Origin of the sequence: Streptococcus sp. 4094, assembly GCF_013277125.1 — a bacterium.
GTDB lineage: Bacteria > Bacillota > Bacilli > Lactobacillales > Streptococcaceae > Streptococcus.
Genome location: NZ_VMMI01000003.1, coordinates 1 through 13394 on the forward strand (window position 1 = coordinate 1; position 13394 = coordinate 13394).

A 13394-nucleotide genomic window follows, 5' to 3' on the forward strand; every position below is an offset into this window, starting at 1 on the left:
TCTCCTTTCGCTTTACAATTAGCTTGAACACCTTTATTGTATCGCGTTCGGAGTTTTTTTGGTATAACCTTCGACGCGCACCCGCATAGCGGGTGGTTTTTTGTCTCACACCTAACGGAGCGAGACGGACTAATAGTCACATAACAAAAAGATTGAAGGAAGTTGCTTTACAATAGCTCCCCTTCAATCTCTTTCAACTTTTATAAGCAACTTGTATTTCATCTAGGACTACAGCTATCATTACCATGATAAATCATATAACACAAAGTTTATTGTTTATCATCAGGCGCATTTTTATTACTATTGTTTAACCTTCAGATACTTAATTATCAACAAAATTCCCAACAAAATGTTTAAATAAAAGCCCAACTGATAAGTTTGTGTCAGGATTTCCAAACTTGTCCAAAGTCGTATCAAATCTTCTAGTGACATGCGGAAGAAATAACCCTCTGTAGCAATCCACAAAATCAAGAATAGATAACTTCCAGCAGCAAGCCATTTCGCCCACCGCTTTTTTAGTAAGAAAGCAATCAAGAGCGAACAAAGAAAGACAACTGTTACAATGTCATGTTCCATCAAAAAAGTAAAACCGTAATAGATTTCCACAAAGCGTCTACCATTATCCGCATTGACTCCTTTTATAAAAGGTAAGGCAAAACTTAAAATAAAACAGAGTTCCAATAGGTAACGTTTCAAGATTTTCATAGTACACCTCCTATAAGTTATAAACCCCAAAGCCCCCTTTATAGCTGATAAGTCAGTAGAAAGCAGCTCCTACTTCATCAATAAATTGTTCATCCTCTATCTACTTATATTATATACTATTGACTTACCACATTCAAGAAACCGCTTTATTTTTTTAACTTTTTATGGTATGATAGACAAAATATCTAGGGGAAAACAAATGACCAACGAATTTTTACATTTTGAAAAAATCAGCCGCCAGACTTGGCAATCTTTACATCGAAAGACAACACCTCCTTTGACAGAAGAAGAATTGGAATCTATCAAGAGTTTTAATGACCAAATCAGTCTTCAAGACGTTACAGATATCTATCTCCCCTTGGCTCATCTGATTCAGATTTACAAGCGAACTAAGGAAGATTTGGCCTTTTCAAAAGGAATTTTCCTCCAACGTGAAAGTAAATCTCAACCTTTTATTATTGGGGTTTCTGGGAGTGTTGCCGTTGGAAAATCAACAACCAGTCGCCTACTTCAAATCCTACTGTCCCGTACACTGACAGATGCTACGGTTGAGTTGGTAACAACTGACGGCTTTCTCTATCCCAACCAGACCTTGATTGAACAAGGGATTTTAAATCGTAAGGGATTTCCTGAAAGCTATGATATGGAAGCTCTTCTCAACTTCTTGGACTGCATCAAAAATGGACAAGATGTGGATATTCCTGTCTATTCTCATGAAGTCTACGACATCGTACCTGAGGAAAAGCAAAGTGTCAAAGCTGCTGATTTTGTAATTGTTGAAGGAATCAATGTCTTTCAAAATCCACAAAACGATCGTCTCTATATCACTGACTTCTTTGACTTTTCCATCTATGTAGATGCTGGAGTGGATGATATTGAGAGTTGGTATCTGGACCGTTTCTTGAAGATGCTGAGCCTAGCCCAAAACGACCCTGATAGCTACTATTATCGTTTTACTCAAATGCCGATTGGGGAAGTGGAGTCCTTTGCCCATCAGGTCTGGACCAGTATCAATCTCACAAATCTACAAAATTATATTGAACCAACTAGAAATCGTGCGGAAGTGATTCTACATAAAAGTAAGAACCATGAAATCGATGAAATTTACTTAAAAAAGTAATTTTCCCTTGTCAAAACGTAAGTTTTCAGATATAATGGTATAGTTAGTAAATATGGAGGTAAGAACATTGGCAAACATTAAATCAGCTATCAAACGCGCTGAATTGAACGTTAAACAAAACGAAAAGAACTCAGCTCAAAAATCAGCTATGCGTACTGCTATCAAAGCTTTCGAAGCAAACCCATCTGAAGAACTTTTCCGTGCTGCTAGCTCAGCTATCGATAAAGCAGAAACTAAAGGTTTGATTCACAAAAACAAAGCAAGCCGCGATAAAGCTCGTCTTTCAGCTAAACTTGCTAAATAAGAAACAGTCCATAGAGGCTGTTTTTTTGTCCTCAAATAGGAAAGGTAGAAAATGAAAATCGCAATTATCGGATATTCTGGTGCAGGTAAGTCAACTCTAGCTGAAAAGTTGTCTCACTACCACTCCATCCCAAAACTTCACATGGACACACTCCAATTTCAACCTGGTTGGCAAGACAGTGATCGCGAATGGATGTTAACCGAGATGAAAAATTTTCTTACCAAGCATGAAGCTTGGGTCATCGATGGTAATTATTCTTGGTGTTTCTATGAGGAAAGAATGCAGGAAGCTGACCAAATCATCTTTCTCAATTTTTCACCATTTACCTGTCTCTTTCGGGCCTTTAAGCGTTATCTTAAATACCGGGGAAAAGTCAGAGAAAGTATGGCTAAGGGATGCCCTGAACGCTTTGACTGGGAGTTTGTACGATGGATTCTCTGGGAGGGGCGAACAAAAAATGCTAAGGATAGATACCAATACTTAAACAATACTTACCCAGAAAAGATGCATATTCTCCATTCTCAAGCAGAGATTGATTGTTTTTTGCGATCTTTAAAAAAGTAAACAATATAGTAGCATTTCATTAAAATCAGCATGTACTGATTGACTAAAAAAGGAAGTTTTTCATCCAGAAAGTCTTCCTTTTTTCCTTTTATTCAACAATTAAAAATAACTCGAGCAATTTATAAATCAACAATAAAATTCCCCTAGAAATGAAGAGAATCTTGTTCATAGTTTCTGAGTTCGTGATACAAAAAAACTGAAGGAAGTATAATCCTACTTCTTTCAGTTTTTTATTGTCTCAATTTAGAAAAAACTTCTCCAATCTTACCTTCGATAACTAAATCAGCTTGGCTGTCTTGAGGAGTGCTGGACTTGTTGATAACGACAAGATTTGACCCTGAAAAATAATTGATTAGGCTAGCTGCAGGGTAAACAACTAAGGAAGTTCCACCAATGATCAACAAATCTGCTTGCTGAATGGCTCGAGCTGCGCGACTAAATACATCCATATCTAGCGCTTCCTCATAAAGGGTCACGTCAGGTTTGACCACCTTGCCACAATCTAAGCAGTAGGGAACTGGACCTCCAAGTTCCAAAAAGACAGTCAAATCATAAAAGCGATGACAGCCCAAACAATAATTACGATCTGCACTACCATGCAGTTTCAAAATTTTCTGAGATCCTGCCATTTCATGGAGACTATCGATATTTTGCGTCACAATCGCCTTTAATTTACCTGTTTTTTCCAACGACGCTAGATAATCATGTGCTAAATTCGGCTTGGCATCAGGATATACCAGATACTTTTTGTAGAAATCAAAAAAATCCTCTGGATAGCGCTCAAACATAGTGCGTGAAACCAGTTGCTCGGCAGTAAAATGGCGACCTAGTTTCAGACTATATATACCATCTGAACTACGAAAATCTGGAATATTAGACTCTGTAGAAACCCCTGCACCACCGAAAAAGACAATTCTCTGACTTTGATCAATAATACCTTGTAATTGTTCAATCTTATCCATTTTGTACTCCTAGGAATTTTCAAGTTAAAAAGTTGAAAGTCTTGACTTCTTGTCAACTTGGCTTCCAACTTTATTTGATTATGATTTAGATATTAAACTGACTAGTCTCGGTCCTTTGACACAATTAGGCTTTCTTCAATTTCCTTATTCTTACCTATTTCAGAATTGATTCATTGTTAATAGTTATCATTTGAGAACAAGAGAAATCATTCTGAATATAGCCTACTTTTAGTCTGCAATCAAGGTTTCCAAACCAACCTTCATCATATCAGTGAAGGTATTTTGACGTTCTTCTGCAGTCGTGTCTTCATCTGGATTGACCAAACTATCAGAAATAGTCATGATGGCAAGTGCGTCAACATGGTGTTGGGCTGCCAGATAGTAAAGTGCTGCTGCTTCCATTTCCACAGCCTTGACCCCCCATTTACCAAGCTCGATGTTCTTTTCAAAGTAGTTTGAATAAAAGACATCAGATGACAAAACGTTCCCAACGTGGGTTGTCATACCGAGATTTTTGGCAATATGATAAGCCTTATCTAGCAAATCAAAGCTAGCGATTTGTGGGAAATCGTACTGTGGCCAGTCATTGCGGATGATGTTAGAGTTGGTTGCAGCTGCCTGCGCCAAAACCAATTCACGTACGTGGACATCTGCATTCAAAGATCCTGCAGTTCCCACACGAATCAATTTTTTCACTCCGTAGTCAACAATCAACTCACGCGCATAAATCGAAATTGAGGGCATTCCCATCCCAGTTCCCATAACAGATACACGGTGACCCTTGTAAGTACCAGTGTAACCAAACATGTTACGCACTTCGTTAAAACAAACAGCATCTTCAAGGAAATTCTCCGAAATAAATTTAGCACGAAGAGGATCCCCTGGAAGAAGAATTTTATCAGCAATTTCACCCTGCTGAGCAGCAATATGGATAGACATAGTTAAGATATAAAGGGCGACAGAGAACAAAGTAAAAATAGGAAACTGACGTAGCATCAATGATGCTAGGAAGTTTATCTTTTTTACACAGTTCTCCGTCCGTATTCAGTTCAGCAAATACGGTTTACCCATCCTTTCTTTTATTGTTATGAAAAGTTTTCCGCTCGTGTTCAAATCAAAACACACGCTCTACCTTTCTTTTTTTTATTTTATTTTTATAGCTAGGAAAAATCGGATTCAATCATGACTCCGATAAACCTACTACATTTTTTTAAACAGTTATTGATAAATTGACGATAGTTTTTAATCTTTTAAGATAAATCTTTGATTAGAAGAAACGGTCGTTTTCTATCTTATTACTTTATTCTTTGACTTCTGACACAGTCTGTTAGCCCAAGAAAAGCGGTCTAACATTTTTGCAAATTCATAGGCTAAAACAGCTGTTACTAAGAGATACGGAAGAGAATCCAAACCTAGCCCAGTGAAACCTATTACTAATCCAGTTGCAGACCAGGGAGCCCTCAAGGTCACAGACAAAAAGCAAACCGATCCCAAAAGCAAAATGCTTGGCTGGCTATCCCCACCTAGAATCATTCCAAAGAGAGCAGCTCCAGCCATCCCCAAGGCAAAAGATGGCGTAAGTGTACCACCATAGGCCCCTGCCCACAGAGTAATAAGAACGACCAGTGCTTTTAGGATAAACAAGAGGAATACTGTTTTGCCATTGCTACCATTCAATACTTCCTGAGCCATCATACATCCATTTCCAAGTAGATGTGGAAAATAACTTGCCAACCCAGCAAGAAAAAGAAAAGCTGTGGGCAATGTGAGAAGTATTCGTTTATCTTTTATCCTGTTTGAAGACACTGCTTTACTCAAGCGACCAAAAAGCCAAGCTAGTGGGGTTAAGAAAAGAAGTAATAAGGGAATAATCCACATTTCCTTTAATGACCATGCGATGGCTGGAATCTGGTAGAGAGCCTGATCTGAAATAACCAAGCCTGCTGTATAGGTTGACACATAGGTAGTAAAACCGACTAAGACAACTCGTTTAATAGATAGAGCAATTCCTAGAGTTTCAAAAACAAAGAAGACACTTGTTAATGGAACCTGATAGACAGCTGCTAAACCAGCACCAGCACCACAAGCAAGGAGAAAGATTTGATCCTTCTTAGAGAGAGAACATATTTTTCCAATTGGTCCTGCAAATAGAGTTCCAATCTCTCGTGGCGCAGCTTCTTTACCAATAGGTGCTCCCCCTCCAACTGCAATAATCTGCCAAATTGAATGAAATAGCTGTTTTAAAAAATGAAGTTTGTATTGTGAAGTCTCATCCTTCATCTGTGCTTTAATGGAAAAAATCTGTGATTTGTTTTGCAAGAAATACCAGACCAAGGATGAGCTGACACCCACAATTATTAAACTTAATCCTATCCGCGATGAGGAAACTCCATCTGTCAAGAATACAGTTTGATGCTCTGATTGACCAAAAGCTATCCCCTCTATCATCTTTAAAAGATAATGTATAAAAATACCAGATAAACCTGAAACTATTCCTTGCAAAATGACTGCTAGGAATAATTTAAGATTATAAGGGATTTTCTGAAAAATACTCCTCAATTCTTTTAACATAGTAATAATTCAGCAAAAACGGCTTTAAGTACGCCTTTAAAATCACCTTTAACACACTCAATCACTTCTATAACCTCTTCGTGGTTAATCTCTTCTTTGAAACCAGTAGTATAGTTAGTAATACATAAAATTCCTAGAAATCTCAAACCTGATAGGCTACAACAATAACTTCAGGAGCAGTTGACATTCCGACCACATCTGTTCCAAGCATCTTATAGGTACGAATTTCTACTCGTGTTCAAATCAGAACACGTGCTCTACCTTTCTGTTTATACTCTTCGAAAATCTCTTCAAACCACGTCAACGTCGCCTTGCCGTATATATGTTACTGACTTCGTCAGTTATATCTACAACCTCAAAGCAGTGCTTTGAGCAGCCTGCGGCTAGTTTCCTAGTTTACTCTTTGATTTTCATTGAGTATTAATTTTGTTCTTTCACAGAGAGCTACCTGAGTTCTATTCAAGCTCAGGTAGTACTTCTCTTATGAACTAAATCATCTAACTGTCATTGTATCATCAGATTACAAGACATCGTCATCAGAAATCTTAGAATTTAATGTTGTTCCCCAATGGGTAATTTTACGGTGGGGTTGAGCTAAAATTGGTCTGTTTTCATAGATTGTTTGCCATCTATTCCATAGTAGACCTGTCTTTTTCTCAATCTTAATTCGCAGATTTCTCATATTTTCTTTGATTGGGAGGTTGAGGACAAAACCTGCAGTCTGGTTGCGACCGTTTCCTTCCCAAGAACGACTACGAACAACTTGGTTTCCATCTTTATCTACTGTAACTTCTTCCCAAGTTATAGAGTAGCGAGCAATGTAAGCTCCACTATGTTGAATTGTCAATGTTTTGTCTTTTGCAGGAGTTTGACTGATTGGTTGAACTGGCTTAGAAATTTGTGTCGCCGTCTCACCATTCGTAGCTATAAAGCGGAAAACTTCTACTTCTGCAAGACTGAGGGCTTGATTGTTCTTACGTAGTTGCACACGAACACGGCGTCCCAATTTCCCATTTAATTGAACATCCAAGCTCGTTCCGTCAAGTTTAGAAACATACTGTCTAGCAACTTCTTTCCCTTTTTCATCATATAAAATCACATCAAAGTCTGACAGACGTTTAGAAAGTTCTCCATCCCCACGGTTATGAAGGCGAACAAGTCCTACCTGTTCTGTACGACCTAAATCAACTTCCCACCAAGGCTGGTTTTCAAATTTTGTATGGGTAATTGATTGCTGGCTATAACTACTATTGGTATTACCATCCAAGGCACGACTAGCATCTCCTCCAAAATCAGTAGAACTTTGCTTGGCTTGTTTTTTCCAAGCGATATTCTCAGCACGATATACTTGGACTTCTGCAAGACTGAGGGCATTATAGCCTTCTAGCTCAATTCGAACATAGCGCGCTTTTTTATGGTTAATCGCAATTTGTGCTGATACATCTTTAAGAGATGTTATGCGTTTTCTCTCAATTTCTTTACCAAAACTATCTAACAGAATGACATCAAAGTTTGCCAATCTATCCTGGGCAGTGTCTGTTCGGTTGTAAATATTGATTTGGCGAATGGTTTCTTCTTTAGCCAAATCTACTTGCCACCAAGGCTTGGATTGGAAGTTGGTATGAGTGACAGAATTGTGACCATAGTTACCATCAACTTTGCCATCCACAGCTCTTCTAGCATCTCCTCCGAAAGCTGTCGAACTTTGAGTAACCTGTTTTCCTAAGGCAATATTTTCCATTGGTTCAGCGCTTGGTTGACTAGAAGATTGAGGCAGAGCCTGTTTCTTAAAGAATCGCACTTTATCCAATTTCGGATCACGATAACCATGTTTATCCAAGGTAGCTCGTTTACCAATATTAAAGTTAGGAATATCATTCATTCGACTTTCAAAATAGCCACGAGAACGGTGTTTAAAGCGTGAATTACCTGTAAATGTAACAATATCACGATCATTATGAATCAATGGAGTCACAACATTATCATTATCAACTACATAATGCTTAATTTTTCCACTAACAGCTAATTTACGGCTTTCCAAACCAACATCCCAGAAACCATTCTTAGCATTCCAAACAGTTCTGGAAGTAATCACTTTAGGCGCACTGAAAGTCGTCACTTTCCTCAATACATGGTTATAAAAGTCAGTATATTTTTGGTAAGCTTCAACCGCTGCAATCTGAGCTAGGTAGCCTCCAAGAGAATGACCTGTCATATACAACTTGGTAATACTTTTATCCTTGGCTAATTCCCCAACAACCTTGCGGATATCATCTGCTTGAGCTGGTTTATTTCCACCTAATAAAACCAAATCTGCACTTAAGTCCTTGGCGTCATTAACTCGCGTTCCACGAATAGCCAACATGTGCACCGTTCCATCTTTGAGATAAGGAAGGTCGCTCTTGGTCTCAAATAAGAAAGCATCCAAACCACTATCTGTATGGTAGGCTTTTTTCATTTTCCAGAAAGGAGCCAATTCATTGTGCATGAGTTTGTATTCTTGACGGTCAAGATAGAGACTAGGGAAAGGATTCTTATGATCTAAAATTTTCTCAATATAATCATCGTCTCGATAGGCTAACTCCATAAAGAGAAGAGAATCACGATCTGTGACATACCATTCTTTCTTATTGTCATCTTCTCCATCTGCCAAACCATCCCCATCACTGTCTGCTAGCAAGGGATGACTGTTATATCCTAGATAATCCTTACCATCTTTGTTGTAAACATAAAGTTCATCTTTGTTTTTGATGCCATCTTGGTCATCATCCCCTTCCAAATCAAGAACTTTTTCACCATAGAGAGATTCATCAATCAAATCATTTTCTAAATGCAATTCCCCTTTGGAAATCTTCACCAAATCTTCTGCGGTTAGAGAACGAGTATTTGTTGGTTTTTCTGTCACAACTTCTTCTTTAGTTTCTTCTACAGGAGCATGAACAGGTGAGTCTTGAGCTGGCTCTGTCATCTCTACTTTTGACTCTTCCCTTTTGTTTTCAAGAACTTCACTTGCTTCCGGAAGCGGTTGAGGAGCTAGTCTTGGCTCCTCTCTAAGAGGAGTTTCTAGTTTTGGAGCAACATTTTCCGGCTCTCTCAATTCCTCCTTAGAATCTGGCACTCTTGTTGCCACTTCAGATGTTACATCTTGTTTTACTTCATTGGCTGAAATTCCAGCTGGAGCTAGAAATGCGAAGCCGACTGCAACAGATACAACTCCGATACTTAATTTTTTTATGCCAAAGCGCATAATTCGTTGACCAATTTTCATTATTTCTTATCTTTCTTTTCGTTTATTTATAAGCAGACTCAAACTAAATCTCCTTGTCCCCTATATAAGACAAGGTTGAGAAATTCAGAAAGTAATACTCTTCGAAAATCTCTTCAAACCACGTCAGCGTCGCCTTACCGTAGATATGGTCACTGACTTCGTCAGTCTTATCTACAACCTCAAAACTGTGTTTTGAGCAACCTGCGGCTAACTTCCTAGTTTGCTCTTTGATTTTCATTGAGTATAAATTCATTCTTATCTTTCCTTATCATCCTAGTCTGCTTGGTAGGAAGCTAATGCTAGTATCCTAGAATCTTGTCTTTCACAATGCTAACTGTCAGACTCTTTCAGGTACAAGAGTAGGAAGAACCCCATAGTCTACCTATGTTTCTTCTTTATTCCGAATAGTCAACCATGAAAGGAAAGAGGCATTCCCCCTTTTAAATCTTTTTTCTTACAATTCTGCAAGAATAGCTTTAAGCAAGCCTTTGAAATCACCTTTGACACGTTCGGTTACTTCTACAACTTCTTCGTGATTGAGTTCTTCTTGGAAACCAGCCGCAAAGTTAGTAATACATGAAATTCCTAGAACTTTCAAGCCAGAGTGGGCTGCCACGATCACTTCAGGAACAGTAGACATACCAACTGCATCTGCTCCCAGTGTCTTATAGGCACGAATCTCTGCTGGTGTTTCATAAGTTGGACCAGTTACACCGATATAGACACCTTCATCAAGCTTGATACCCAGTTTTTTAGCTACTTCATGGGCAGTAGCACGGTATTCTGGTGTGTAGGCCTTAGACATATCTGGAAAACGAGGACCAAAGTCATCCAAGTTTTCACCTATCAATGGGTTTTGTCCTGTCATATTGATATGGTCTGAGATAGCCATCAAAGTACCAGGACCAAATCCGATACCACCAGCCGCATTGGTTACAATGACACCTTCACATCCGAGGACTTTCATGACACGAACTGGGAAAGTCACGACTTCCAGAGGATTGCCTTCGTAGAAATGGAAGCGACCTTGAAGAGCCAAGACCTTGCGACCTGCAAGTTCCCCATATACCAATTTACCAGCGTGGCCAACTACTGTTGAACGGCCCCAGTTTGGAATATCAGCATAATCTACTACAACTGGATTTTCGATTTCTTCTGCCAATTCTCCAAGTCCTGACCCAAGGATTAGACCGAACTCAGGCGCTTGGATTCCCTTTTCTTTCAGGAAGGCAGCTGTTTCATTGATTTTATCTAAAAATGTCATTGTGTGTCTCCTTTTTTAGTTTTTAGCATTTGACCGATTTTGTCAAAAGTTTTAGCATTGCGAATGGTAATGTGGCGATAGAAAGGCATCTTGAGCAGATCCTTGTGATAGGCAGTTTTAGAGTAGGTTTCTTCAGAAAATTTCCCCCAGAAAATACCAAGTTTTCCAAAATGAAGAACTTCATCTTCCAGTTTTAAACTGTCTACTTTCTCGATGACTTGATCCACATCCAAACCCTCAGTGTAAAATAGGACGTCTTTTCGTTCCAAGTCTTCGCTCCACCAAGCTGGGAGATTTTCCACTTCTGCTTCATAGTCTTCTTGACTCATTAGGGAAAAACTCTGAATAAATGGATAATGGACTGCAAAGAAAGTCTCTAATTTTTCAATCAATTGGGATTTTGAGTCTGCCGAAGTAAAGAAAATATTGCCACTGTTGATGTAGCTTTCAACCTTTTCCAGTTCCAATTCTGTCAGTTCTTGACGAAGCTCCGCCATGACGACCTTATTCTTGCCACCAACATTAATACCCCTCACCAGCAAAGCATAGTGCGTCATTTTATACCAATTTATCTAAGAAACTTTCCCCAATCATGGCTGTTTCAACACCAAAGTTATCTGCAACAGTCGCTGAAATATCTGCAAAATGTCCTACTGGAATCAAACCATTTCCTTTAAAGGCAGGACTGTAAGCCAAAAGTGGAATATATTCACGAGTGTGGTCTGTTCCTGCATAGGTTGGGTCATTTCCATGGTCAGCAGTAATCAAAAGAAGGTCATCCTCTCTCATGGCTGCGATAATTTCAGGCAAGCGTTCATCAAACTCATGCAAGCAATCACGATAACCATGAGCATTACGACGGTGGCCGTAAAGGGCATCAAAGTCAACCAAGTTTGTGAATGAGAATCCTTTTTCAAATTCAGCAAGGCCCATGGTCTTCAATAGTGTATCAATTCCATGGCTGTTTGACTTGTTGTGGCCCATGTCATGGTTAATACCAGCACCGTTAAATATATCATTGATTTTACCAACAGCATAAGTATCGATACCAGCTTCATTCAATTTATCCAAAACAGTCGGTGCAAATGGAGAAACGGCTAAGTCACGACGGTTGGCTGTACGAGTGAAGTTGCCTGGTTCACCTACATAAGGGCGAGCAATGATACGACCTAGAAGGGCAGGGCGCTCAAGGGTAATTGAACGAGCGTATTCACAGATACGGTACAATTCGTCCAAAGGAATAATATCTTCGTGGGCAGCAATTTGCAAAACAGGATCAGCTGAAGTATAGATAATCAACTCTCCAGTTTCCATCTGACGTGGTCCAAAATCATCGATAACGGCTGTTCCTGAGTAAGGTTTGTTGGCTTCACGAATGACCTTACGTCCTGAAAATTCTTCGATTTTTGTCAAGATTTCTTCTGGGAATCCATTCCAGAAAGTATCGAAAGGCTCAGTAATGTTGAGTCCCATGATTTCCCAGTGCCCAGTCATGGTATCCTTACCAAGGGATACTTCTTCCAATTTTGTTGCATATCCAGTTGGATTGCTTTCTGCCGGTACAGTCTTAAGAGGAGTTTCACGAGGAATATTTCCAAGACCTATTTTAGCCATATTTGGGACATTCAAACCAACTGTTTTTGAAATGTGTCCCAGTGTGTCAGAAGCTCCATCTGGAACCCCTGCATTGACAAAGTTATTAGCATCTGGTGCTGCACCGATTCCTACAGAATCCAGTACCACCAAATGAATACGATTAAATTTAGACATCTTATGCCCCCTTCTATTTTTCTTTTCTTGAGGTTAAAATCTGAACCCCATCTCGTCCAGCAACAATGACCTTATCCACCATTTGGTTGAATAAACCGTGCTCTACGACACCAACGACATGGTCCAATTCTTGTCCGAAAGCAATTGGATCTTCAATGACATCCAAGGCAAGATCGATGATAAAATTCTGCATATCCGTCACAAAACGTTGGCCATCTTTTTCACGGAAACTTGGTTTGTAGCCAGCTCGTTCAAAATGACGAAAGACCTGCTCTGCACCATACTGAACCACTTCTACTGGCAATTTAAAAGCACCTAGTTTCTCGACCAGCTTGCTTTCATCAACTACCCAAATGTATTCTTTAGATGGTGTTGCAACCACCTTCTCCATGAGAAGGGCACCACCACCGCCTTTGATTCCGTTAAACTGACTATCCACTTCATCTGCACCATCAACCGTCACATCGACAAAGTCTACTTGGTCAATAGATTTGAGTGGGATATTAAGGCCTTCTGCCTGTTTAGTGGTCACACTAGAAGTCGTTACAGCTATAATCTGCAATCCTTCTTCCTTGATACGACGACCGATTTCTTCGACAAAATAATAGGCAGTCGAGCCTGTTCCAAGTCCAACGACCATGCCATCCTTGACAAACTCAGCAGCCTTGATACCTGCCATTTTCTTCAGATTTTCCACTCAAACACCTCCATTAAAGAGCTACCTCTATTATACCATGTAAAGGCTTTTATTTCATCTAAAAATACCTTTAGAATACTGCTTATTTATCCTTGAAATTGAATTTTTTTAATAAAAGTAGAGTTCTGACAAATCACTTTAAGTACGGATATAAACCAAATAAACTCTA

The 13394-nt window shown here is 39.2% G+C and carries 13 protein-coding genes and 1 pseudogene; 3 read left to right on the forward strand and 11 right to left on the reverse strand.

From position 1 onward, the window contains the following. Positions 1 to 300 precede the first annotated feature (300 nt). Positions 301 to 705: a hypothetical protein gene (locus tag HT721_RS00300; RefSeq protein WP_173213662.1), complete on the reverse strand. Its 405-nt coding sequence runs from the start codon at positions 703 to 705 to the stop codon at positions 301 to 303. Between the two features lie 199 nt (positions 706 to 904). On the opposite strand from HT721_RS00300, the gene coaA reads away from it, so the two are divergent. From coaA to HT721_RS00315, 3 genes are all read left to right on the forward strand, one after another. Beyond that, the gene (coaA, locus tag HT721_RS00305; RefSeq protein WP_173213663.1) at positions 905 to 1825 is read left to right on the forward strand and encodes a type I pantothenate kinase; all 921 of its coding nucleotides are present in this window, start codon (positions 905 to 907) and stop codon (positions 1823 to 1825) included. Between the two features lie 67 nt (positions 1826 to 1892). Beyond that, a complete protein-coding gene (rpsT, locus tag HT721_RS00310) occupies positions 1893 to 2129 on the forward strand; it encodes a 30S ribosomal protein S20 (RefSeq protein ID WP_001274000.1) in 237 nt (78 codons plus the stop codon). Between the two features lie 51 nt (positions 2130 to 2180). Then, positions 2181 to 2693, forward strand: coding sequence for a DNA topology modulation protein (locus tag HT721_RS00315; protein ID WP_173213664.1), 513 nt, complete (start codon positions 2181 to 2183; stop codon positions 2691 to 2693). 230 nt (positions 2694 to 2923) lie between these two features. Here HT721_RS00315 and HT721_RS00320 read toward each other — a convergent pair whose 3' ends face one another. The 10 genes and pseudogenes from HT721_RS00320 to rpiA all read right to left on the reverse strand — a co-directional run bounded on the left by HT721_RS00320 (position 2924) and on the right by rpiA (position 13225). Further along, positions 2924 to 3655 carry an NAD-dependent protein deacylase gene (locus tag HT721_RS00320; RefSeq protein WP_173213666.1) on the reverse strand — a complete coding sequence of 244 codons (732 nt, stop codon included), beginning with the start codon at positions 3653 to 3655 and terminating at the stop codon, positions 2924 to 2926. 228 nt (positions 3656 to 3883) lie between these two features. After that, positions 3884 to 4594: a purine-nucleoside phosphorylase gene (deoD, locus tag HT721_RS00325; RefSeq protein WP_173213898.1), complete on the reverse strand. Its 711-nt coding sequence runs from the start codon at positions 4592 to 4594 to the stop codon at positions 3884 to 3886. A gap of 348 nt (positions 4595 to 4942) precedes the next feature. Continuing rightward, a complete protein-coding gene (locus HT721_RS00330) occupies positions 4943 to 6226 on the reverse strand; it encodes a chloride channel protein (protein WP_173213668.1) in 1284 nt (427 codons plus the stop codon). Next, positions 6220 to 6455 (reverse strand): annotated as a pseudogene (locus HT721_RS00335) (purine-nucleoside phosphorylase); the annotation flags it as partial. The pseudogene HT721_RS00335 and the gene HT721_RS00330, both read right to left, overlap by 7 nt. Positions 6456 to 6746: 291 nt before the next feature. Beyond that, positions 6747 to 9494, reverse strand: coding sequence for a thiol-activated cytolysin C-terminal domain-containing protein (locus HT721_RS11250; RefSeq protein ID WP_173213670.1), 2748 nt, complete (start codon positions 9492 to 9494; stop codon positions 6747 to 6749). Between the two features lie 43 nt (positions 9495 to 9537). Then, the gene (locus HT721_RS11050; protein WP_240148104.1) at positions 9538 to 9747 is read right to left on the reverse strand and encodes a hypothetical protein; all 210 of its coding nucleotides are present in this window, start codon (positions 9745 to 9747) and stop codon (positions 9538 to 9540) included. Positions 9748 to 9948: 201 nt separating this feature from the next. Next, positions 9949 to 10758 carry a purine-nucleoside phosphorylase gene (locus HT721_RS00350; protein WP_138702284.1) on the reverse strand — a complete coding sequence of 270 codons (810 nt, stop codon included), beginning with the start codon at positions 10756 to 10758 and terminating at the stop codon, positions 9949 to 9951. Further along, the gene (locus HT721_RS00355; protein ID WP_173213672.1) at positions 10755 to 11315 is read right to left on the reverse strand and encodes a DUF1697 domain-containing protein; all 561 of its coding nucleotides are present in this window, start codon (positions 11313 to 11315) and stop codon (positions 10755 to 10757) included. The genes HT721_RS00350 and HT721_RS00355 overlap by 4 nt, the downstream gene beginning before the upstream one ends. A 1-nt stretch (position 11316) precedes the next feature. Beyond that, positions 11317 to 12528: a phosphopentomutase gene (locus HT721_RS00360; protein ID WP_173228683.1), complete on the reverse strand. Its 1212-nt coding sequence runs from the start codon at positions 12526 to 12528 to the stop codon at positions 11317 to 11319. Positions 12529 to 12541: 13 nt separating this feature from the next. Next, complete coding sequence (gene rpiA / locus HT721_RS00365) at positions 12542 to 13225, reverse strand: ribose-5-phosphate isomerase RpiA (protein WP_173213674.1); 684 nt, start codon at positions 13223 to 13225, stop codon at positions 12542 to 12544. Positions 13226 to 13394: the final 169 nt, after the last annotated feature.

Bases quoted from the DNA above. Each gene is read 5' to 3' on its own strand.
- HT721_RS00300 (WP_173213662.1), bottom strand. From the start codon at position 705: ATGAAAATCTTGAAACGTTACCTATTGGAACTCTGTTTTATTTTAAGT.
- coaA (WP_173213663.1), top strand. From the start codon at position 905: ATGACCAACGAATTTTTACATTTTGAAAAAATCAGCCGCCAGACTTGG.
- HT721_RS00315 (WP_173213664.1), top strand. From the start codon at position 2,181: ATGAAAATCGCAATTATCGGATATTCTGGTGCAGGTAAGTCAACTCTA.
- HT721_RS00320 (WP_173213666.1), bottom strand. From the start codon at position 3,655: ATGGATAAGATTGAACAATTACAAGGTATTATTGATCAAAGTCAGAGA.
- deoD (WP_173213898.1), bottom strand. From the start codon at position 4,594: ATGTCTATCCATATTGCTGCTCAGCAGGGTGAAATTGCTGATAAAATT.
- HT721_RS00330 (WP_173213668.1), bottom strand. From the start codon at position 6,226: ATGTTAAAAGAATTGAGGAGTATTTTTCAGAAAATCCCTTATAATCTT.
- HT721_RS11250 (WP_173213670.1), bottom strand. From the start codon at position 9,494: ATGAAAATTGGTCAACGAATTATGCGCTTTGGCATAAAAAAATTAAGT.
- HT721_RS11050 (WP_240148104.1), bottom strand. From the start codon at position 9,747: ATGAATTTATACTCAATGAAAATCAAAGAGCAAACTAGGAAGTTAGCC.
- HT721_RS00350 (WP_138702284.1), bottom strand. From the start codon at position 10,758: ATGACATTTTTAGATAAAATCAATGAAACAGCTGCCTTCCTGAAAGAA.
- HT721_RS00355 (WP_173213672.1), bottom strand. From the start codon at position 11,315: ATGACGCACTATGCTTTGCTGGTGAGGGGTATTAATGTTGGTGGCAAG.
- HT721_RS00360 (WP_173228683.1), bottom strand. From the start codon at position 12,528: ATGTCTAAATTTAATCGTATTCATTTGGTGGTACTGGATTCTGTAGGA.